The organism is Anaerosolibacter carboniphilus, from assembly GCF_014205875.1.
Taxonomy (GTDB): domain Bacteria; phylum Bacillota; class Clostridia; order Peptostreptococcales; family Thermotaleaceae; genus Anaerosolibacter; species Anaerosolibacter carboniphilus.
Genome location: NZ_JACHEN010000017.1, coordinates 41,045 through 63,433, shown reverse-complemented (window position 1 = coordinate 63,433; position 22,389 = coordinate 41,045). Strand labels below are relative to the sequence as shown.

Here is a 22,389-nt window from a genome sequence, read left to right as displayed (position 1 = left end):
GGGGGAACGAAAGTGGATCAGAATAGAGATTGTAAAGATAAGAAAAAGGATGAAACTTATCCAGAAATGCCCTACGGGATGATGCCAATGATGGAACAGCCTATGCTGCCTTATTTGCCATGTCCTATGATGGGAATGATGCCTTATATGCACAATCCACACATGATGCCTGAGATGGATATGATGCCTTATATGCACAATCCTCACATGATGCCAAATGTCGGTATGATGCCTGCTATGGAAGCACCCATGATGCCAAATATGGGGATGATGCCCGCTATGGAAGCACCCATGATGCCAAATATGGGGATGATGCCCGCTATGGAAAATCCTCACATGATGCCTGAAATGGATATGATGCCTTATATGCACAATCCTCACATGATGCCAAATGTCGGTATGATGCCTGCTATGGAAAATCCTCACATGATGCCTGAAATGGGCATGATGCCCGCTATGGAAAATTCTCACATGATGCCTGAAATGGGTATGATGCCTGCTATGGAGTATTCCCACATGATGCCTAACATGGGTATGATGCCTGCTATGGATTATCCAATGACCCTGGGAATGGAAGATATGCCTCATGATATGAAGGATCTATGCTATCAAGCTAATTGGCACATGTATAGAGCCCATCTTCACAAGGCAGAAGCCTATCGCCATAAAGCAATGAAATGTATGCACGAAGAACATCATGATAAATAAATTTCCGCTAAATCAAAAAAGGCCTCTCTGAAACATGAGAAGCCTTTTTGATTTAAGCCTTAAAACAATTCTTCGATTTCGTTGATCATTTCTCTATCTGGTTTTTTACCGTCTAACTTATCCGCATATCCCCTAAGCCTCGATACCCGATCTTGATCCGTGGTGACATAAATCCTCTCAATGCCTGGCATCCTATTTCTAATTTTACTGGCGATTTCTGTTTGAAGTCCTCGCATGTTATTAATAATCCTGCCCTCTTCTGGCGCAATACCCACATAGGCAATCCTATCGCTGTATATAGCCACCACATCACCAACACCCTCTAAATCCTGAATTTCCCGTCTTAAGGCCTCTTGAGTCGTCTGCTCTGATGGGTTCCCAGCATAATTTCTTAAGGCAGGATCATTATTTGGCGTGATACCGCCCATGCTGAGATCTTGATCTCCTGAACCTATGTCCATGATTCTCTCTCGATCTGTAGTTATTCCTCTATTATATTGATCTTCTCCATATCCATTGGGTATGGGACGCCGGGCAGGTGTACAGCCAAACGCCATTAAAAAAATTAAAATCAATGAAATCCCTGTTATAGGAAGTTTTCTATACGTGTTTTTCACCGTCATTCTCCTTTCTGCCTCAGACTTTTCTACATTTTTATTTTTTGCAGTTTCGGGAGAATTTCTCATTGAATATTTATCAAGGTCTAACATTATTTCTCAAATATTCTTTTGTTACTTTTTCTATAGACTCTGTTAAAATATTACTTTCTATCAGGAGTTTTTCAAAAAATCTTTTTAAAAAAGCGTCACACTTTTTTAAGTTCTCCGTAATATGGTAATAGGCTATGTATTAAGTCAATATCTAAATTGGAGGGTACGCGTATGAGTGAAGCGAAAAAAGGATTCCTGGGTGGATTTGGTGACGATTCATCACTATTATTCTTTTTCCTGTTGCTTGTAGTACTATTCGGCGGTAACTTCTTTGGCGGCGGATTTGGTGATGACACATCTCTTCTGTTCTTCTTCCTATTGTTAGTCATCTTATTTGGCGGCGGCTTCTTTGGGATCTAATCTGCCAAATAAAAAAGTCTTCTTCATAGAAGACTTTTTTATTTGGCTATTATAAATATCTATATGCTGTAATATCCAACCAAAGTCCGATCTTCTGGAATTCCATAGATCGCTTTCATATCTTCTGGAATATCCAGCTTCCAGTTTCCAGGGAGCCCATCATCGTGGGCTGATTTTTCGAAATATAGCATGACAACCCCTGCATCTAATCTCAAATCTTCTCTTTCCTCTTTCTGAATTGTCAAGAGGATTCGGTCCTTGTCGATAATGAATTGCCATGGCTGTCTATTCCCCCAGGATGGTGCCAGTCTTGTATAATAAAATATGTTGGTCAATCCCCTTGCCTCTAAATCCTCCAATGTACATGGGGAACCCCACCTCTTTAAAAATGCTATTTCTTCAAGGCCCATACGGGTACTTTGTTTTGACATATCATGCTTAAATATACCTTTATAGCTATGTCCAATGGCTGCAAAAGCCGTAATTTTTTCTTCTCCTCCGATACCCAGTATTTCTCTTAGCGTCCCTTCATCCTCTACACTAAGCCAGCATGTTCCTAGATCCAACTCTCTAGACTTTAATCGCATTAGTTCCATGATATATCCACTGTTTTCCAGGTAGTTTGGAAATACTTTAGATGTAATCACAAGATAGTGAGGTGCCTCAACCATCTTTCCATAGTAGCCCGCCTTACCTGAGAGTTGATCAAAAACTTCTTTTCCATGATCTATAAACAGAATAGATACATTTCGTCCACCTGCGATACCTGCCGCTGTCTTGCCTGCATCCATCACTTCCTGAATAAGGTTTGGACTGACAGGTTCTTTCTTATAGTCTCTTACGGTTCTCATTTCCTCTATCATTTTAGAAAACTTCATATATCAAACGCCTCCATCCTCTTGGTAACTTTTTTATATACATATCCAATTTCTATGGTTTTAAAACTATTTTCAAATATAATTCTTCTATTTTTCATCCAAGATTACAGGATTTTTCTCTTCGTTCATCTGAATATATAAGTAGATTCCAAAGATGATCATCAAACTCCCAGAAATTTGCCAAATGGCTGGTACTTCTTGAAAGAGAAGTAATGCCCATAGGGTAGCGAATACAGGTTCTCCTAATATTGCCGTTGAGAGAAATGTAGGCTTAATGTAGGCCAAGGCCCAGTTAAAAATGCTGTGGCCTAGGATCGTACAGAAAATGGCCAGCGCCAAAAAAATAAACCATTCCTTTATGGGATAAGGGTATAGGCTGGTTCCAGTAACCATAGCCAGCAACAATAATGTGAAGGTACAACTGGTATACACAACAAATGTATAGGTAGTAACAGAAATACTTTGTCTTACAATCCTTCCAATCATCATGTAACCTGCAACAAAAAATGCACCCAAAATCGCAAGGATATCCCCATACAGCACATTGCTTCCCATACTGTGATCCCCTAAAGAGATAATTATGCTGCCAAACAAAGTAACGCCCATACTGATAAAAGCCTTCTTAGGCACTTTCTCCTTTAATATAAACAGGGTTCCCATTGCGATGAATAAGGTATGGGTATTGACAAGAACCGTTGAACTGGCGATGGAAGTATATCGAATGGAAGTAATCCAAGTGGCAAAATGAAGGGCTAGGAATATACCACTTATAAAGCAGGTGAGTAAACTTTTTCCATCGATGGTTTTCAACTCTTTCTTTTTGTTCTTTATGACAAATGGCAATAGAAGCAGAACTGTAAATCCCATTCGATAGGTTGCAATAACCAGAGACGGTGCTTCCGACATTCGTATAAATATGGAGGAAAAAGATACAAAAACAACGCCTAACAGGACAATCCACTTAGGACTTATTTTCGGCATAGGTAACACTCCTTACTTTTTATACATAAAATATAAATGAAAACCCTTTATTAGTATATTATCAGACTGGATCATACCGTCACAATACTTTCATCTTCTGGCAGCCCCCCTTTTGAAAAATAAAATTTCTTACAATTTTCAGCAAAAAAGTGTCACCTTCTGAGGGCGATAGAATAACATGTACTAGGACATTAGAAAACATATGCCAGCTATGATTGGCCAAAACCAGATATTAAAGGGGGCAAGGACACCATGCCTTGGATTAGATATGATCCATCTATGTATGGAAACAAGAAACAAAAACAAAAGCGGCAAGAACCTCCGATTAAAACGGCTTGTGTTCGTACCACGGGTGGCATAGCATCAGACTGTGTGAATACACCTGTAGAGATTACCGCTTTAAGCACGGGCGCCGTAGCCAAGATTCCCGTTGTCTTGGCTGAGCTAACACTCCAGCTAAATGTAAATGCAGTCATTGATTTGCCTGAATCCGCTTGGGAAATTAAAAGAATCAAGAAACATGTAAAAGTTACTCAATGTCTGCTTATCCAAGACACCAATATGCTCTTTATCAAGGGATTTGTACGAAAAAATATCGACTATACAACACATTGCTGCTCGAACAGTCAGGGAAGCTGCGGAGATATTAAGCAATGTACCGTAGATGTTCCTTTCAGCTGTACTACAGCCCTTGTCTTTAACGGTATCGATCCACTACCTCCTGTTCCAAGCATTTCCACAGAATTTGAGTATTTTAGAAAACAGGAGCTAAATGACCTTGGTTTTGCGGATAAAGACAAATTACTTTCTGGCGATCTATCGGAATTCAATCAAACAAGTACAGAATTTTTTAATGAGCTTCCATTCTGTGATCTAGTCAGTGCTAGAATTGTGGAGTTTGATGAGTTTCTAAATCCCACACATCCAACAGGGGGAAAAATACCTTTTGCAGAAAAATTTTTTGAAAGTATTGAAGAAAAAATGATTATTTTCCTCACATTAAAAATTATGCAAAATCGTCAAGTTGCCATTCCTCCCATTAGCATAGTCCCTGTCTGCTCAGATTATGAACAATGCTGATTATTCTAAGCTGAAGATGCTTGGATTCTATCCAATCATTTTTTAAGGTTAGACTACATTTTGTCTTTTGTCGAAAAAACTTTAAATATTATTGTAACCCTTAACGGACAAAGTGAATAGCATGTACTAGGTGAAGGACAATATTTCACCAAAATTGAAAATATAAGGGGGTTCTTAAACGATGTCATGGAATAAGAATTATGATGGTAGCAAATGTGGCTATGATCAAAAATATAGCGATGGTAATAAATATTATGAAACCAGCAAATATTATGGCGGTAATACTCGCACAAATGCCGCAGACGCTAAAATCACTTCTTTCAAACCTTATAAGGAAAAGTGTGCCACTGTAACAGGTGAAACTACAGCAGACTGCGTGAATACGCCTGCACCTATCGTTCCATTGGTTACTGGCGCTGTAGCCAAAATACCTGTTGTCCTTGCAGAGCTTACTATTCAGGTCAATGTAAACTCTATCATTGATCTACCAGAATATGCATGGGAAATCAAGGACATTAAGAAGCACTTGAAAGTTACTCAATGTCTTCTGATTCAAGACACCAATATACTCTTCCTCAAAGGCTTTGTTCGCAAGAACATCCAGTATGCTACTCGAAACTGCTCTAGCAGCCAAAGCTTCTGTGGAGATATCAAGCACTGCACAGTAGACGTTCCTTGGAGTTGTACTACACCTGTATTCTTTAACGGCATCGCACCATTGGCTCCTATTCCTAGAACTGCTACAGAGTTCGAATATCTAAGACAGCAGAAACTCCATAGTCCTGAATTTGCAGAAAAAGATCGGTTAATGTCCGGTGACTTGTCAGAGTTTAACCAAATCAGTACAGAATTCTTCAACGAACTCCCTTATTGTGAGCTTATCAGCAGCAGAATTGTAGAGTTTGACGAGCAATTGGGTCGTGTTTATCATGATTACTACAAGATGCCTTTTGAAGAAAAACAATTTAAGAGCATCGAAGAAAAAATGGTGATCTTCTTAACATTGAAGATATTACAAAACCGTCAGGTTGCCATTCCTCCTACTGGTTTGGCCGCCATCCCTGATGAAGATTGCTAAATAAAATGTATCTAGGTTTAAAAGAATCCAGCCCCTCGGGCTTGGATTCTTTTAACATTTTTAGAAAATATGTATATTCCAGGGCACAGTGCCAAAAAATAATGAATGAATTCAGGTGAAGGAGGTTTTTTCATGTCAGATAAAGATATTCAAAAATCCTATGAACACAGTGCAGAAAGAATGCGAGGTGATAACAAAACCTTTGCTGCGGATCTAACCGATAAGGATTACAATGATCCTCTCCGCCATGAAGATATCCATGACAGAGTGAAGATCGACTATGACAAAATTGATAAAATGCCTGGTATGGAGGAAGTACATAAATGGCAGAGAGAGCACATCGCCAAGGGTGACCAGTCAAAAGAAGGATACCCTTTAAATGTAATCATTGACCCTGCCATGCGGGAAATGTATCAGGCCGTCCATGATGCAGGCATGACCAACGTGTTTGACCGATTCAGCCAGCAGCAACCTACCCAATGTAAATTCTGTATCGAGGGTCTATCCTGTCAGCTTTGTGCCAACGGCCCATGTCGTATCAGCAAGAATGCACCACGGGGTGTTTGTGGTGTAGATGCCCATACCATGGTATCTAGAAATTTCGTGTATCGCCATGTGACCATCGGTACATCTGCGAACATCTTCCATTGCCACCAGGCTGCAAGAACGCTAAAAGCAGCAGGACAGCACCCTGAAAGCGGTTTGAAGATTCGTGATCCAGAAAAGCTGAAAAAATATGCCGACATGGCAGGTTTAGATGCCAATCAGCCCATCGAAAAGCTGGCTGTTCAATTTGCAGATTGGGTAATCGATGATATTCATAGCCCTTATCACATCGAATCAAAGACCGTTGAAGCTTTTGCACCCACAAAGCGTAAGGAACTATGGAGACAATTGGGCTTATTCCCAGGCGGTGGCTACAGCGAAGTAGCTTATGCCCAAACCCGTTGTATGACCAATTTTAACTCTGATCCTGTAGAATTCTTGCTAAACAGCGTTCGTCTGGGTATCGCCAATGAATATCAAGGGCTGTTCCTATTGGATATCGTTCAAGAGATCCTTATGGGAACTCAGGAAATCGCCATGAAGCAGCAGAACATGGGACTTCTAAAAGAAGGTATGATCAACGTGATCACAAATGGACATATGCCACTACTAGCTCATGTGGCGATTGACCTAGCTTCTACAGACAAATGGCAGCAAAAGGCCAAAGATGCGGGAGCCGATGGTATCCAGATCCTTGGTCATGTATGTGAGGGGCAGCAGCTCATCAACTATGAAGGCACCCATAATCAAAAAGGATATGGCGGTCAGGAAGGCGAATGGCTATCCCAAGAATACCTATTGGCTACAGGCGTCATAGATCTATTCATGTTTGACTATAACTGTACTGTACCTACCATGCCTCTTTTTGCGAAACGATTTGGTACCAAGCTGTTAAGCACCCATCCAGTCATTAAACTTCAGGGCACAGATACCCTGGATTTTGTACCTGAAAAAATGCAGGAGCAGGCAGAGAAAGCATTGGAAATGGCTATTGAATCCTTCAAAAAACGTAAGGCAGAAAACAGAAAGACCTACATTCCGCCCCATGTTTCTGATTGTATGGTTGGTTTCAGCACTGAATCTGTAAGAAATGCACTAGGTGGCAGTTTCCAACCATTGATTGAGCAGATTGCCAACGGTAATATCCGAGGTATCGCTACGATCGTTGGATGTACCACAGCAAGATATGGTCAGGGTGGCAGCAACATCTTTAAAATTACCCAAGGCTTAATCAAAAATAATATTCTGGTACTATCTGGCGGCTGTACCTCCAGCGTTATGGAATACACAGGCTTAACCAATCCAAAGGCGGCTGACGAGTGCGGCGAAGGCTTAAAGGCCGTATGTAAGCAGTTAGGAATTCCACCAGTACTCACCTATGGTGCCTGCGTAGACATCGGTAAGATGACCCATACAGCTAAAGAATTGGCAGATGCTCTAAATGTGGACACCAACAAACTTCCATTGGTTATCGGTGCACCTGAATATCTGGAGCAAAAAGCTGTGGCCGATGCTTGCACAGCAGTGGCATTGGGTTGGCTGGTTCATGTAGCACCTGTCCCTTCCATTACAGGCAGTGACGTGGTCGTAAAAACCCTTACAGAGACAACAGAAACACTAGGCCTTGGCAAGGTTGTGGTAGAAATGGATGCAGAGAAGACCATCCAAATCTATGTAGACCATATTGAAAAGAAACGTAAGGAACTGGGATTAAATTAGAATAAAATTTGTAACAGGTGATAGGTGACAGGTTGGAAATGCAATTTGGTCAATACTTTTACCTATAAAAACCCTTAGGGAGATCATATCCTCCCTAAGGGTTTTAAATTTGAACTTCGTATATATGTGGGCAAAAACATTCTTTATACGGAACGACGAGGACGTCGATCCCTGCAACTTTCAACCTATCTCTTATCTCTTTTGTCTTATAAATCGTAATACATTTTATACTCCAGGGGATGGGGGACGATACTGACTTGGACTTCATCCCTTCTAATTCTTCTGAGTTGATCCTGAATTAATCCTTTCGAAAACACACCGCCTGCCAACAAGAAATCATGATCTGCTTCCAATGCTTGGGCGGCTTCTTCCAGTGAATTTGGCAAGCCCTTAATCTTTTCCTTTTCTTCATCAGAAAGGGCATAGATATTTACATCATAGGGACCAAAGCCTTCATCCTGTGGATTGATTTTATTCTGAATTCCGTCGATGGCAGCCATCATCAAAGCGGCATAAGCCAAGTATGGATTGGATGTAGCATCAGAAGGCCTAAATTCAAAACGTTTTGCCTCTGGACTGGTGGCATAGCCAGGAATTCTCACTACGGAGCTGCGATTGGCAGTAGCAAAGCAAATGCTTACAGGAGCTTCATAGCCTGGTACCAAACGCTTATAGGAATTGGTGCTCGGATTTGTAAAGGCCATAAGGGCCGGAGAATGTTTTAGTACACCCCCGATGGCATAGAGGGCTATATCACTAAGCCCTGAATATCCGTCCTTATCAAAAAACAAAGGTTTCCCATCCTTGAACAACTGCATGTGAACATGCATGCCACTACCCGCTTCTCCAAAGAAGGGCTTTGGCATAAAAGTAACTGTCTTGCCATTGCCCAATGCCATATTTTTTACAATGTACTTTAATTTCATGGTACGATCTGCCATTTCTTTCAGGGGGCCAAAGCTAACTTCGATCTCTACCTGACCAGGACCTCCATTCTCAGAATGGTGATATTTAATGGGAACACCGTTATCTTCCAATGCTCTTACCATTTTGTTTCTTAAATTGAAGCTCACGTCATAAGGAATGTCTGCATGATAACCCTTGTGATGCATCACCTTATAACCTAAATTCTTCTCTTCTTTTTTTTCTGCACTCCATTCTGCTTGAGCAGAATCGATGAATACCTCTGTATGATTCGGTGAATTTTTAAAGGAAATATGGTCTAGGATATAAAATTCAAATTCAGGCCCCAGTAGATTTTGATCAGCGATCCCTAGCTCTAGCAGATACTTCTCTGTTTTTTCTGCTATGTATCGCGGATCTCCTTCAAAGCGCAGTTTTTCTTCCCCCGTTAAATAAATATCGCCAATCATCGTCAAAGTAGGCAGTTCTGCAAAAGGATCTATAAAAGCACTGGCAATATCAGGTATGAAAACCATATCCGATTTCTCAACAGACAAAAATCCATAACTGGAACCATCAAAGCCAATGCCATTCTTTAGGGTCTTTTCATTGAATCGCTCCATAGGAATGGTTAAATGATGCCATCGTCCTGCCAGATCAATGACCTTGAAATCAACTAGCTGTATTTTTTTTTCTTCACAGAAATCCAGTAGCTCCTTGATATTTTGAAACATATATATCCCCCTTTTTAGTTGTCCACCTGAATTTTCGTCGTTTCTTTGATGGTAGATAATACAAGATAGGTATGGGTATTAGGTGCTGCATGATTGATCTGGTCAATCAAATGCTCCAGTTCTTTTGTATTTTTTGTTTTTACCTTTACAAGAAAGCAAGTATTCCCTGTAACTTTATGACACTCCTGGACCTGAGGCATATTGCTAATCATTTCTGCCATTTCCTGAATCGGCATATTGCCCACTGGCACAGAGATAAAAGCGGTGATATCCATTCCTGTCTTCTCTCCATCTAGAATCACTGTATAGTTTTTGATAACCCCTTCTTGCTCCAGTTTCTTTACCCGCTCACTAGTTGCTGAGGTAGATAGTCCGATTTTTCTCCCCAACTCTGCCATACTGATTTTTCCATTGTTTTGTAGTTCCTCTAGTATCAGTACATCATATCTATCCATATTTCACCTCCCTGAAAAGGTTTTCCTAAATCTATTTTACTCTTTTTTAGAAAATTTTCAATTATTTTAATTATAAATTTTAAATAATTTAGTGAATTTCACTATAATCAATAAAAATAACCTTACAATTTTGTTTTTCTGCATAAAAGGGACTAGATACACGTGCTTCCCATGTGTATCTAGTCCCTTTTATATATCATTCCGTTTTAAAGTCTTTATTCTTTTTTTTCAATCAGTCCTAATGCATAGTTAAACATAAAGTCGTACTCTTTACCCAAGGTACTCTCAAAATAATACAGTCCCACACCTTTTTTATAGGTTCTAATTTCTTTATAGGTATTTTCTGGCATATCTGCCATAGGCACGGTGTATACAATGGTATAGGTTTCTCGTTTGTCCTGGGGATCTACATCAACAGATTCAATGACAGCCTTCAATGTCTCTTCTCTTCCATCGATGAGCATCTTCTGCTCCCAGCGATTCCCTTTTTCCAATGGTAATCTAAGTACTTCTAGCTCTGGAATCTTATGGGGCAGTTTTTGACCTTGGAGGATTTTTTCTGTGATCTTCTCGCTATCTACAATATACTGCATTTCAAGGGTAAACTCCCCTGTGGCTTCTCCCCCAGAAGGATCGTCTACCATCCCTACCACATGATAAATCTTTTTCCCTTCCTCCTCATCAATACGCTCAATGGTCTGTATATGACCATATTCTGCAAAACCATTATAGAAATATTGATCTCCTGTTGTTGTAGGCAGCACCTCTAATAGTGCTTGGGCAGGCGGTTTTATTTCCTCCGTAGGTTCCTCTGGTTCTTTGGATGGATCAACCTTCTGCACACACCCAGTCAATATCACTATGATGAGCACGATGATAAATCCTATGTAAATGCTACGTTTCATCATTTCTCCTCCCTTCAACTATAAATTTATTATACCCAAAATAAAGTTGACTACATCAAATTATTTTCTTTATGCATCCGCTTACAATAAAAGTGAGGGAAGCTTTCCCCTCACTGCAACGATCGTCTTTCATCCATATGCTCTACTAAATCGATGGCACCTAGTACCACATGGGCTAGGCCAAAACCTACAATACCAGCTGCGATCATCGGTGCCATATCTCTTCTTTTCATCATGGCTCCTGTCGCTGCAACAGCAGTACCGAGAACAGTGGGAATTAATCCTTCACGTACATCCATGAAAAAATCCCTCCTTATTTTTTGTAATACATTATTATCATGCAATGATCTGTTTCTTTTTATCCCTGTCAAAAGCTTTCATATATACCAGAAAAAATTGATATTTATCACAAGCTGTTTGATCTGGAATAAAAAGCGCATAATATATATAGGGAGATGATTATAGAATTGACGCTTCATTTGTATCAATATTTAAATCAAAATAGTAATCTATCTGGTTAGAGGTTTGCATGTCTAACGCTTAGGTCTTTAGTAATTTAAGCCCTGCAAGGTTGATCTTAAAACTTCTAACTACTAACCCAAAAGGAGGAATAATAATGAATGCCATTGAATTGATGATAGAAGAACACAAGCATATCAAACGGATTTTAAAAGTTACTCGCCATTTTTGTATTCAAATTGTGAATGGTGCCCCAGTCGACGATGCAGCCTTTCGCAAGGTCATTGATTTTGTCAGGAATTATGCCGATAAGCATCACCATAGCAAGGAAGAAGATATCCTATTTAAGAAAATGTCTACAGAGCTGGGTGAGGCCGTCGAAAAAGGCCCCATCATGGGTATGTTCGCAGAGCATGATTTAGGCAGACTCTTTATCAGTAACCTGGAGCAAGCCTTAGATCAGGTAAAACAAGGAAATCAAGATGCACGGGTAGACGTGATCGCCAACGCCATCGCCTACACGGATCTCCTGCATCGCCATATCGATAAAGAGGATCATGCTATTTACACCTTTGCTCAAAAAAGATTAAGCAAAGAGGCTTTGGAGGACATAGAGCGCCAGTGCAAGGCCGTAGAAACCTCCGCCCAGGAAAGAAAAACCCAGGAATACTACTTAGGACTGATCCATGAACTAGAAGAACAAATTCGATAAAAGCATTCATTGATTTTTTTTCTAGCATCTGTTACACTGAATATGTTAATTGAATAATTAAACGGGGAGCTGGATGAGTCTGGCTGAGAGGGAGATCCTATTGATACTTCGACCCATATACCTGATCTGGATAATGCCAGCGTAGGAAATTTTAATTTAATTAGAATGAAATGCTGCATCCATCCGATGCAGCATTTTTTATTTGAAAATGAAAAGGAGAATGTGTGATGAGAAATTTTTCTACAAAAATGCTCGTAGAAGCGGGCATTATGATTGCTTTGGCACAAATTTTAAGCTATGTGAAGATCTTTGAAGCTCCTTATGGCGGTTCTGTCACGGCAGGCAGCATGGTACCGATTCTGTTTTATGCAATTCGATGGGGCGCAGGTCCAGGGATCTTGGCGGGAGCCGTTTACGGCATACTGCAATTCGTATTAGGCCCTAAGTATTCCTTCCACATCTTATCAATTCTTTTAGATTATGTAGTAGCCTTTGGATTGTTAGGTCTTGCAGGCTTGTTTAGAAAAGATTTTAAAGGCGTCTTTTTAGGGGTTTTCTTCGGAATCCTAGGCAGATTTGTGTCTACAGTACTTTCAGGCGTGATTCTTTGGGCATCCTACGCCCCTGAAAACATGAATCCTTGGATTTACTCTATCGTTTATAACGGTGCATACTTGGTACCAGAACTAATCATATCCTTTGTATTGGTTGGTATCCTATATCGCGCCTTTAAACGTATCCCAAATTAGTATGTAAGGGTGGACAACACTGTCCACCCTTTTATATTACGCTAGAAACCACGATCAGGCAAAATCGCCCAACCCTACAAAACCTCAAGATATCAAGATCCGATATATGAGAAAAATAGATCATAAAACGGGCTTGCTGATGGTTACTGTCTTCTTCTCTTCATCTTGTTTTACTTCAAAGCCAACTACAGCTAAATCCTTTATCAAAATAATATAATCACCCTTCCACTCATAGGCCGGTATAAATTTTCCATCGATGAAAACCTTCTTGGGCAAATATCCAATATGGCCCATGAAATCTCCTTCTTTCAGTCCCTCTCCCCATGTTCCTAAATCGCTTTTCTCTATACTCGCTAAGCCTTTCATGAAGCTAATATCTTCATTCTCACCCTCATACTTTATCGTGTAACCCCTTCCTACAAAGTCCCAGGGGAAAATGGCTAAATCTTCTCCTATATTGATCACTTTTATCCTATCTCCATTGAAATAGGCTTCCATACCGCTAAACTGGACCTTCCCAGATAAGAGTTTTGGCGGGATGGGTATATTGATATTCAAATTGTCTACCTTCATATTTTTTATCGTAACCCCTTGGGCTTCACTGGATTCTTTTACAAATCCCTGGGGTGAATAATAGCCACTATTTAGCAGTGGATAGGCTGGCCCAACCCACATACCAAACCTTGGTCTAAATATTCCATATAGTGTGAGGTCATACTGTATGATATAGTTTTCATTCGCTATGACATCCATCTCATAGTCGATGGATGTAGCATTTAGAGGAACCACAATATCTTTCACGATCATTTTAGATGAAGACGTATTATCTTCCTGCTTTATCGCTGAAACCCTTAACACCCTATTCTCTACTGCATCCTCTATGGCTATCTTCTCCGATAGGTGGACTGTTCCTGCTAGCTTTACCTTCTTGAAAATTTCCAGATGAAATTGATCATAATCCACTCTGAAATCCTCAAGGTCTCTTACAAAGGCACTGTAGTCTTCCCTGGCCGCACCGCTCTCCTCATATAGAGAGCCGCTGAAATATCCATAGCTATCGTCAATCTCATATCCTACATATGAAGGGTCATACATATCGTTCTTCACTATCATGGTATTTGTGGGTATATACATATCATAGGCAGACTTATTTGCACGATAATTTGCTTGACTAATTTCATAATTGCTAGAATTCTTACCTTCCTGGATTTGAAACTTTTTTACAATTGATTTCTCTGGAATCCCTCTGTGTCCATAACCATATACAATGATATTTCCCTTAATGCCGCCTTTAGGGGCCACGTCCCCTGCTGGCAGGCTAATTTTCCCTTTCAAAGCAAAGATCCGTCTCTCCTGATCATACTTTCTGTTGAAAACAATATGATGATTCTTCATCAGATCTGTAATCTTGATTAACGAATATCCACCTATGTTGAAACTTGGAAACAACACACCGTCCACATAAATCTGGATATCGCTGTAGTATATATTTCCATTCCCTTTAATGTGTTTTGTTGTTCCTTTTATATTTTTCCCATCAAAAGTTAAATGTGTTTGCCGTTTCTCTCCATCCCATTCTCTTTTATACCCATAGTATTCCAAGTCCTCTGCACAAATGAAAAGATCTCCATCAATCTGATATGTAGGAATGCTCTTCTCACCTATAATAACTTCTAATGAGGGGTCTATTCTTTCAATGGATACAACAGCAGTACTCTTTTGAAAAGAACCGATAATATCTCCTATTTTGTACGGTTTTTCAGAAGCATTCTGTCCGTGCACAGAGAGCATACTTGAAACTAGCAGTGCTATTACCGTAAAGAGAGTGATTATTTTCCTATGTAACATGTATCTTCCTCCTATTTCTTTTATAGTTTTATTGTATCATGTATGCACTTCCCAATCTCTTACAATTAATTTACAAATTTTTATACCCCATTACGAAACTACCTTATAACGATAGTGTAAATAAATATCTGAGAAAAGTAATAAAATGAACAGAGCAAGGAATCAAGTGGTCTATTCATAACAAAAGGGGTTGCATGCTGTGCAACCCCTTTTGTTATGCAATTAACAAGTCTCCAATAACCTTACCTACTTCTACACACTGGTCTACCCCTTCGTCTGCTGGTGCAAACTTTATCCTTAACGGCAGCTGTATATGGGTCATTCCTGTAGATTTAATAAGTAAAGATGAATCGACCACCTTCATACCTGATGTCATTAGGTAATCCTGGATCACCTGAATTGCCTCACCACTCCAACCATAGGATCCAAAAGCAATGGCTAGTTTTTCACTTAAATCCATATTTCTCAATTCCTTCAGCACATCTTCCAGTTTACCTACCATGTCTGCATATCTCGTTGAGCTTCCTAAGAACAGGGCGTCGGATTCCAGGATAGCTTCCTTGATTGTTTCCTGATCCGCATTATCTACATTAATGATTCTGAACTCAATACCTTTTTCTTCTAGTCCTTCCGCGATTAATTTTGCGACTTTCGTGGTATTCCCTGTCATGGTACTGAATAAAATCGCTGCTTTTTTATCTCCCTTTGGTTTACTCATTTCATCATAAGCTTTGATATATTTCTCCACTTCTGTTCTTAGAATATAGCCATGGGATGGCGCGATCATTTGAATGTCTAGCCCGCTGATCTTCTGAAGCATGTCTTGAACATAAGGTCTGTGAGGATGCATGATTAGCTGATAATATACGTTAAAATCAGGTGAAATATCCTCCTTCGCCAAATCATTGAATAGCTCATAGGTAGCCACATGAGAACTAAATTGGTCACAAGGATATAGGATCTTATCTTCAACGCAGTATGTCACCATGGTTTCTTCCGTATGAAGATAAGGTGTTTCAAAGAACTGCAAGGTTTTTCCCCCAATGTCCAGGGTATCCCCGTCTTTGATAATGACAAACTCTCTATTGTGTAGTCTAAACATATTCTTTAGCTCTTCTGCACCCAATGCAGTCGTCACAATCTTTGCATTTTTTGCTTTGCTTATCAACGCTGGCAATGCACCTGCATGATCTGGTTCCACGTGATTGATGACGATATAAGCTAGTTTCATTGGATCGATGATTTGACTTAAGTTTTCTACAAATACCTTGCCAAATTCGATATCTACTGTATCAATCAGGGTTGGTTTTTCTGTATCTAAAAAATAACTATTATAGGTTGTACCTTTCTCTAAAATCAAACGGTGAAATGGCACTTTTCTATCATCCACATAACCCACCCAGTATGCATTTGGGGCGATTTCTAATTTGTTTAACATATAAATTCCTCCTCTTTCTTATATCTCTTTCTTATGTCTTTATTATAGAGGAGATCTTCTATGGAGAATGTGATTCCAATCAAATGGAAAAAGATTATAAATAGTATTTTGTATAAACTCCATTCTTAGTGAAAAGGCTAATAAAAGAACGCAGCTATTTGCCATGCTAAACATGTTTTCTATCAAAATTAGGAGTGATATACATGAAAGCCTGTGTCTATGAAGGTATGAAAAATGTACAAGTTGCAAATGTAAAGGACCCTGTAATGATGAAGCCTGATGATATCATCGTCAAAGTTACTTCCACAGCCATTTGTGGTTCTGATTTGCACTTGGTTCATGGCAGGGTTCCAAACATGCCAAAAGGTTTTATTTTGGGTCATGAAACCATGGGAATCGTTATTGAAGCAGGTCCTGAAGTTACGAAGGTTAAAAAAGGCGATCGCGTCATTGTTCCTTTCCCCATCTCCTGTGGCCACTGCTGGTATTGCGAGCATGACCTATGGAGTCAGTGCGACAACTCTAATCCCCACGGAGAAGTAGGTGCTATTTTCGGTTATAGTGATACCTATGGTGGCTATGATGGCGGACAAGCAGAGTATTTAAGGGTTCCCTACGCCAACGTGGGTCCTACCGTAGTACCCGAAGAGCTCACCGATGAACAGGTTCTCTTTTTAACGGATATTCTTCCAACCTCCTATTGGGGTACAGATATTGGGAATGTAAAACCTGGGGATACCGTAGCTGTCTTAGGCTGTGGTCCCGTGGGACTATTAACTCAAAAATGGGCAGCTTATAAGGGAGCCAATCGCATCATCGCGGTAGACTATGTGGACTATCGACTTGACCATGCAAAAAAATATAATGGTGTAGAAGTAGTAAATTTTAGAGATCATAATGACACGGGAGAGTACATCAAGGATACAACCAACGGTGGGGCTGATGTGGTGATCGACTGTGTAGGATTGGATGGCGTCATGACAGCCTTTGAAAAACTGGAAACTATGCTCAAGCTGCAAGGTGGCTCTAAATCAGCCATCGAGATCGCTTCCAGATCTGTAAGAAAAGGTGGCACGGTGGCTTTAGTAGGTGTATATGGCACGCGATATAACCTATTTCCTTTGGGAGATTTCTTTGCAAGAAATATTACCCTAAAAATGGGACAATGCCCTGCCCACGCTTATGTGGAGCCTATCATGAAGTTAATCAAAGAGGGCCAATTTGATGCCACAGATATTATCACCCACCGTCTGCCTCTGGAAAAAGGCTCCTACGCCTATGGAATTTTTGATGAGAAAAAGGATGGCTGCATTAAAGTAGTCTTAAAACCATAAAACGGAGGCCATGGCCTCCGTTTTATGGTTTTAAGACTATTCTTATTGGTTTCCAATTTCGTCAGCATAGATTTTCAAAGATGGTCGCGGTGTAATCACCACGAAACAAGACATATTTTCACCGGTATCATTCTTCAAACTAAATGTCTCCTGCCCTACACAGTAAACCACATCCCCCGCGGTGATGCGCTCTACTTTTCCATCTACGGTCAGCTCTCCACCACCGATGAGTACATGAAGCACCAAATCACAATCCTCGTGCTGATGGGGTGGGATTACCTGCCCCGGTTTCATGTTCAACACAAAGTTTAATACTTTTTCTTCACTGAATATTACCCGCTTCGTAAAGGTCGCATCGGAGTAAACAATTCGCTCTGCTATTTTTTCAATTTTCATTTTTACACCCTCCTCAAAATCCTGCGGTTATAATAAAATCTGCTCCCCACCAATTCTCTTCAAAATCAATTTCTAAATAGGAAACATATTTTTCTTCCTCTTGGTCCATCATAAAATACAAATCCCCTACTTGATACAAGCGGTCACTATCCCTTGGTTCATCCTGAACCATTTGGTAGGTAATGCCTGCTCAAGTCTTTATCTTAGGAAAGATTCGTATCTTTTTCCCTTGAAACGTTTCCATGAGTTGTTTTTTTGCTGTATCTGTAATGATAAACTCCATGGACTCACCTTCTTTCACTATCCTAGGAATAATATCTCCCATTTCATTCTTTTTTATCGATACATCTATTCATCTGCTGTATGCTTCTGTCCTTATTCTATAGAAAATGCAGCTTGCAGGATGTGATTCAAATCAAAGAAGGGAAAATTAGTTTAAACTATTTCATGGTGCCTATCTGCTCCACCTTTGCTTTTACATGGACTTCTGTTTCAATCTGCGTAAAAATTTCATGCCATCGATCCTTCACCTGATCCCAGGTATCGGGAGCATATCGCTGCATGATCACATTGAAATGGAAAACATCGGCACCAAATTCATCCTGTACGTATTTCACCGTATCTTTCATTTGCGCCTCCATCAAGTTCTCTGCCTTTCTCTCTAACGCCTTTAGATATGCCTCATCTAAACTTTTTCTAAAATGGGCTTCTGTCTTCTCCGCCTGGTTAAAGGTTACCTCGGTCTCAATTCTCATCTTGATATCATGTTCGGTGATAATCGGCCTAACTTTTGTGTTTATCTTCCTTATCTCTAGTGTAACGATTGCCTCGGGATTTCCGGGCATATCTACGACGATGACACCCCCTAAAGCAGAATCTCGGATAATCTTCATATATGCCGTATCAATTTCTCCCAGCCAGCCAACCATTTTATCTCCTTTGAAAACAGCAGATCCTGCATCCTTGACTTCATCCTTGCTGGCAATGACTCTAGGCAGCACAAAGTCTGTTTTGGTATGAAGGCTTTGAGAGACTTCTCCCAGGTCTGTCTTATGGAGCAATCTGGAAGTTCTGTCGGCGTTGAAAGGCAAAGCTGCCAGATATATTGCAGGATAGTCACTAATCCTGGGTTTTACATCTAAAATCTTCTTCGCCTCTCCCGGTGCAATAAAGATTTTTGTTCTTCTTCGCATCTCATGGTCTCGCAGAAATAAATCCAGAACACGGCTAATCCCCTGGCGGGCCACATCCTCACTGATAACAATGGCTTGAAGATGCTCATAAAAAGGTGGATAATCTAATCTAGTGGAAAATTCTCGATTGACTTCCATAAAGGAGTTCCCCCGAATGGTCAATTCCCAGGATGCCGCTCCTTCCCCACCACCGCCAGTCGATCCAGTCGGTTGACTCTTTGCTAATGCGATGACCGGCAGTTCAATGGTAAAGGAATACTCAGGGTTTTTTCTATGGGTAGGCATAACTTCAAGGTCCCTTTCACTCATATAGGATTTTTCCGGCTCTTGGCCCTTGGGAAGAGGATGGGCTTTATCGATGGCTACCCCCAATATATAACCTCTCTGCTGGATCTCCTGATGATCCCAGCAGCCTGTAAGAAGTGTAAGACATAACACTATCAATCCTAAGTTACGCGCCATGATCTCCCCTCCTGTTCCTATAGAATGCGATTGCTGCCGCCACGGGCATAAATACTAAAACAATGATCCTTCCTAAGAAATAGACGTACTTTTTAAACACATCCAATTGAACCACATCTTGGGGCAGATAAACAAGGGCCATAATCAAAGGCATTTGCACATAAATCAGCAGATTATTCTTACTTGTCTGAAACAGGGCTTTTAAATTTAAAAGACCAACGAAATAGGTCAGAACGATCACTAAGAATGTATGTATGATCCAGCCTGCCATGAATAGACTTTCTGCCCGCTCAAAAAGTTGGGCTTTGAATTGAAGAGATTTCGCCAAGGTCATGGTGGGATATAGCAAATAAGTCGTCTCCTCCGCGCCAAAAACCATGATACACATGGATACGATCCCCAGATAAAGACTCGTAGCAATACCAATCCCAGCAGCAATCCATTTCGGTGTTCCCTTTGCCTCTTTGAAATAGGGCAGGATGTAAGCAATAATGGTAAAACTATAGATCACATCCAGCATCTCCAAAGCACCCATCGTTACAGGTTTGATTCCCCCATGCAATATCGGTAAAAGAGCCTTTACATCCATCCTGTTCATCGGCAGTAAAATTAAAGTGATCTTAATCAGTATGGAAATAGGCACCAGAATATTGATCAAAGCAGCAATGGTTTTTATGCCTTTCCTTAATGCATAAACACTTAGTAGAAGTAATATACCTGCTGTAACACCCAAGGGTGTTTCGCTTAAAAGATATAGGTGTATACTATCTCCAAAGGTGCGTAGGGACAGCCCCATGGTTGCGAGAGTATGGATGGAAATCACAATTAACCCCGCGCTTCCAAACCACTTTCCATATACCCTCAGGACGATTTCAGAACCATTTAGACCCGGATATTGACCTGCCAGCCAGTACAACACAAGAGCAAGAACAAGTACAAGGAAACCTCCAAGCAGCACGGAGATCCATGCATCATTCCCTGCCTCTTCCACGATATATCTGGGAAATGCCAACAGTCTTGTTCCCAAGGAAGCCTGGACGATAAAAGACATCATATCCACACTGCCTAATTCAACCTTTTTTTTCACAGGAATTCTCCTTACTGTTTTTTTCTAGTCCTCTGCCGCTGCGTATCCTCGGGCTTTAAAAACTCAGGCCGCTTGCCCATGAGATACTTGGGTACACGTATAAACGTATCCTTTAAATCCCTCAGCCGGAAGGGTGAGAAATCTTCTAAATACCCCACACCAAAGCTTTCCAAAGAAGACATATGGGTAAGTAAAAACATCCATAATACCATGATGCCGTATAATCCTAAAGTTGATCCTGCAATCATGAAGGGAATCCTAAGCACTCTCGTCGTAAGGTTCAGGCTGTAGCTGGAAAGGGTAAAGGAAGTGATGGCCGTCATAGCTACAATAATTACCACTACAGGGCTCACCAGGCCAGCCTGCACTGCTGCTTGCCCGATGACGATACCACCTACAATCCCCACCGTCTGTCCAATGGCTTGGGGGAGGCGAAGCCCCGCTTCATGGAGGACTTCTAAAATGGTCTCCATGGCAAACATCTCTACCACCGTTGGAAATGGCAGGGCTACTCTGGTTCCTGTAATGGATAGGGCCAATGCCACCGGCAGCATTCCCGGATGAAAGGATGTAATAGCGATATAGACCCCTGGTAAACTGGCTGATATGAAAAAACTCAAGTATCTAGTAAACCGTATAAGCGAGGATACGATGGCTCTTTCATAATAATCGTCTGGTGAGTCTAAAAACATGGAAAAGGTAGCAGGCGCCAGCAAGGCAAAGGGTGATCCATCCACTAGAACTGCTGCCCTCGCTTCTAAAATAGCTGCTACAGCTCTGTCGGGTCGCTCCGTATGCTGAATTTGGGGAAAAAACGTCCACTTGTGATCTTCAATGAGACCCATTAGTTCCGTGCTGTCAATAAGCCCATCCGTATCGACCTGCTGAATTCTCTTCTTGATCAATGCTACGATTTCCTGTCGCATAACGCCTTTTAGATAAACAATGGCCACATCCGTTTTAGATCTCCGCCCTACTTGCAGCATCTCCACCGCCAAATTTGGATCACGGATTCTTCTTCGAATCAGCACGATATTGTTCTTAAGGGTTTCTATAAAACAATCCTTTGGTCCCTTTACACTTTTCTCCGTCGTAGGCTCAGAAACACCCCTGCTCTCCCAGCCCTTACTCCCTACGATCAATCCATGGGCTGATCCCTCCATAAAAACAAGGGTATCTCCAGATAACAATGCAAGTACCAATTTATCAAAGGTTTCTACTTCATTTACCTCTGTGGCACTGACCAATTGGTTTTTTACTTCTTCCAGGGTGAATTTTTCTTTAGCCAGGAATGGGTTCATCTCCACCATCATGGACTTTAAAATTTGATCATTCAATAGTTTCTTTTCTGCCATGCCATCCACATAGACCAGTAAAAATTCCTGATTTATAGCTCTTATACTAAATTCCCTATAAATAATATCCTGACTTCCCTTTAATATTCTCTGTAGATAGTCTAAATTATCCTTGAGTTTCTTAGAAACATACGCTTTTTGAAATTCCTCATATTCAAATATTTTATTTTTAGCTGCTTCCCTTTTTCCAAATAGCCCTTTTATTCTATCCATCAGTCTCATCAGGAAATCGCTCCTATTCTTTGAGGATATTTTAGTTTGCCCCTAAGAAAATATAAAAATAAGTCGATCTTTGTCGA

At 40.6% G+C, this 22,389-nt stretch carries 23 protein-coding genes and 1 riboswitch; of the genes, 8 read left to right on the top strand and 15 right to left on the bottom strand.

Annotated elements, in window-relative coordinates; all coding sequences use genetic code 11:
- Positions 1-12 precede the first annotated feature (12 nt).
- Positions 13-708 (top strand): hypothetical protein, encoded by a 696-nt coding sequence (locus tag HNQ80_RS13985; protein ID WP_184311289.1) that lies wholly within the window; start codon positions 13-15, stop codon positions 706-708.
- A gap of 59 nt (positions 709-767) precedes the next feature.
- Here HNQ80_RS13985 and HNQ80_RS13980 read toward each other — a convergent pair whose 3' ends face one another.
- Positions 768-1,325 carry a YhcN/YlaJ family sporulation lipoprotein gene (locus HNQ80_RS13980; protein WP_184311288.1) on the bottom strand — a complete coding sequence of 186 codons (558 nt, stop codon included), beginning with the start codon at positions 1,323-1,325 and terminating at the stop codon, positions 768-770.
- 264 nt (positions 1,326-1,589) lie between these two features.
- Here HNQ80_RS13980 and HNQ80_RS13975 point away from each other — a divergent pair, with 264 nt between their 5' ends.
- Entirely contained in the window at positions 1,590-1,778 is a 189-nt protein-coding gene (locus HNQ80_RS13975) for a hypothetical protein (RefSeq protein ID WP_184311287.1), read from the top strand.
- A 59-nt stretch (positions 1,779-1,837) separates the two neighbouring features.
- On the opposite strand, the gene HNQ80_RS13970 is transcribed toward HNQ80_RS13975, so the two are convergent.
- Complete coding sequence (locus HNQ80_RS13970) at positions 1,838-2,656, bottom strand: nitroreductase family protein (RefSeq protein ID WP_184311286.1); 819 nt, start codon at positions 2,654-2,656, stop codon at positions 1,838-1,840.
- 87 nt (positions 2,657-2,743) lie between these two features.
- Positions 2,744-3,637, bottom strand: a complete 894-nt coding sequence (locus HNQ80_RS13965) for a DMT family transporter (RefSeq protein WP_184311285.1) — start codon at positions 3,635-3,637, stop codon at positions 2,744-2,746.
- Between the two features lie 252 nt (positions 3,638-3,889).
- Here HNQ80_RS13965 and HNQ80_RS13960 point away from each other — a divergent pair, with 252 nt between their 5' ends.
- From HNQ80_RS13960 to cooS, 3 genes are all read left to right on the top strand, one after another.
- Positions 3,890-4,717 (top strand): CsxC family protein, encoded by an 828-nt coding sequence (locus HNQ80_RS13960; RefSeq protein WP_207727024.1) that lies wholly within the window; start codon positions 3,890-3,892, stop codon positions 4,715-4,717.
- Positions 4,718-4,898: 181 nt separating this feature from the next.
- A complete protein-coding gene (locus HNQ80_RS13955) occupies positions 4,899-5,795 on the top strand; it encodes a CsxC family protein (RefSeq protein WP_207727023.1) in 897 nt (298 codons plus the stop codon).
- A gap of 132 nt (positions 5,796-5,927) precedes the next feature.
- Entirely contained in the window at positions 5,928-8,060 is a 2,133-nt protein-coding gene (cooS, locus tag HNQ80_RS13950) for an anaerobic carbon-monoxide dehydrogenase catalytic subunit (RefSeq protein ID WP_184311284.1), read from the top strand.
- A gap of 206 nt (positions 8,061-8,266) precedes the next feature.
- Here the strand turns inward: cooS and glnA are convergent, their stop codons facing one another.
- The 4 genes from glnA to HNQ80_RS13930 all read right to left on the bottom strand — a co-directional run bounded on the left by glnA (position 8,267) and on the right by HNQ80_RS13930 (position 11,356).
- Complete coding sequence (gene glnA / locus HNQ80_RS13945) at positions 8,267-9,697, bottom strand: type I glutamate--ammonia ligase (RefSeq protein WP_184311283.1); 1,431 nt, start codon at positions 9,695-9,697, stop codon at positions 8,267-8,269.
- Positions 9,698-9,711: 14 nt separating this feature from the next.
- Positions 9,712-10,152, bottom strand: coding sequence for an Lrp/AsnC family transcriptional regulator (locus HNQ80_RS13940; protein ID WP_184311282.1), 441 nt, complete (start codon positions 10,150-10,152; stop codon positions 9,712-9,714).
- Positions 10,153-10,367: 215 nt separating this feature from the next.
- Entirely contained in the window at positions 10,368-11,057 is a 690-nt protein-coding gene (locus tag HNQ80_RS13935; protein WP_184311281.1) for a hypothetical protein, read from the bottom strand.
- A 110-nt stretch (positions 11,058-11,167) separates the two neighbouring features.
- On the bottom strand, positions 11,168-11,356 hold the full coding sequence (locus tag HNQ80_RS13930) for an asparagine synthase (protein WP_184311280.1): 189 nt from the start codon (positions 11,354-11,356) through the stop codon (positions 11,168-11,170).
- A gap of 317 nt (positions 11,357-11,673) precedes the next feature.
- Between HNQ80_RS13930 and HNQ80_RS13925 the strand changes: the two genes are divergently transcribed.
- Together HNQ80_RS13925 and thiT are read left to right on the top strand one after the other, a co-directional pair.
- Positions 11,674-12,228, top strand: coding sequence for a hemerythrin domain-containing protein (locus HNQ80_RS13925; protein ID WP_184311279.1), 555 nt, complete (start codon positions 11,674-11,676; stop codon positions 12,226-12,228).
- 52 nt (positions 12,229-12,280) lie between these two features.
- Positions 12,281-12,394: riboswitch (TPP riboswitch) on the top strand.
- Between the two features lie 61 nt (positions 12,395-12,455).
- Complete coding sequence (gene thiT / locus HNQ80_RS13920) at positions 12,456-12,977, top strand: energy-coupled thiamine transporter ThiT (RefSeq protein WP_184311278.1); 522 nt, start codon at positions 12,456-12,458, stop codon at positions 12,975-12,977.
- A 120-nt stretch (positions 12,978-13,097) separates the two neighbouring features.
- Here thiT and HNQ80_RS13915 read toward each other — a convergent pair whose 3' ends face one another.
- Entirely contained in the window at positions 13,098-14,825 is a 1,728-nt protein-coding gene (locus HNQ80_RS13915; protein ID WP_184311277.1) for a hypothetical protein, read from the bottom strand.
- Between the two features lie 214 nt (positions 14,826-15,039).
- Positions 15,040-16,263 (bottom strand): FprA family A-type flavoprotein, encoded by a 1,224-nt coding sequence (locus tag HNQ80_RS13910; protein ID WP_184311276.1) that lies wholly within the window; start codon positions 16,261-16,263, stop codon positions 15,040-15,042.
- A 203-nt stretch (positions 16,264-16,466) separates the two neighbouring features.
- Between HNQ80_RS13910 and HNQ80_RS13905 the strand changes: the two genes are divergently transcribed.
- On the top strand, positions 16,467-17,597 hold the full coding sequence (locus tag HNQ80_RS13905) for a zinc-dependent alcohol dehydrogenase (RefSeq protein WP_184311275.1): 1,131 nt from the start codon (positions 16,467-16,469) through the stop codon (positions 17,595-17,597).
- Between the two features lie 42 nt (positions 17,598-17,639).
- Here HNQ80_RS13905 and HNQ80_RS13900 read toward each other — a convergent pair whose 3' ends face one another.
- From HNQ80_RS13900 to HNQ80_RS13880, 6 genes are all read right to left on the bottom strand, one after another.
- Positions 17,640-17,993 carry a cupin domain-containing protein gene (locus HNQ80_RS13900; RefSeq protein WP_184311274.1) on the bottom strand — a complete coding sequence of 118 codons (354 nt, stop codon included), beginning with the start codon at positions 17,991-17,993 and terminating at the stop codon, positions 17,640-17,642.
- 13 nt (positions 17,994-18,006) lie between these two features.
- Positions 18,007-18,165, bottom strand: a complete 159-nt coding sequence (locus HNQ80_RS13895) for a hypothetical protein (protein ID WP_184311273.1) — start codon at positions 18,163-18,165, stop codon at positions 18,007-18,009.
- Positions 18,166-18,183: 18 nt separating this feature from the next.
- The gene (locus tag HNQ80_RS26285; protein WP_279288997.1) at positions 18,184-18,318 is read right to left on the bottom strand and encodes a hypothetical protein; all 135 of its coding nucleotides are present in this window, start codon (positions 18,316-18,318) and stop codon (positions 18,184-18,186) included.
- Between the two features lie 115 nt (positions 18,319-18,433).
- A complete protein-coding gene (locus HNQ80_RS13890; protein ID WP_184311272.1) occupies positions 18,434-19,648 on the bottom strand; it encodes a Ger(x)C family spore germination protein in 1,215 nt (404 codons plus the stop codon).
- Positions 19,638-20,735, bottom strand: coding sequence for a GerAB/ArcD/ProY family transporter (locus HNQ80_RS13885; protein WP_184311271.1), 1,098 nt, complete (start codon positions 20,733-20,735; stop codon positions 19,638-19,640). Before HNQ80_RS13885 ends, HNQ80_RS13890 begins: the two co-directional genes overlap by 11 nt.
- 11 nt (positions 20,736-20,746) lie before the next feature.
- Complete coding sequence (locus HNQ80_RS13880; protein ID WP_184311270.1) at positions 20,747-22,312, bottom strand: spore germination protein; 1,566 nt, start codon at positions 22,310-22,312, stop codon at positions 20,747-20,749.
- Positions 22,313-22,389 lie beyond the last annotated feature (77 nt).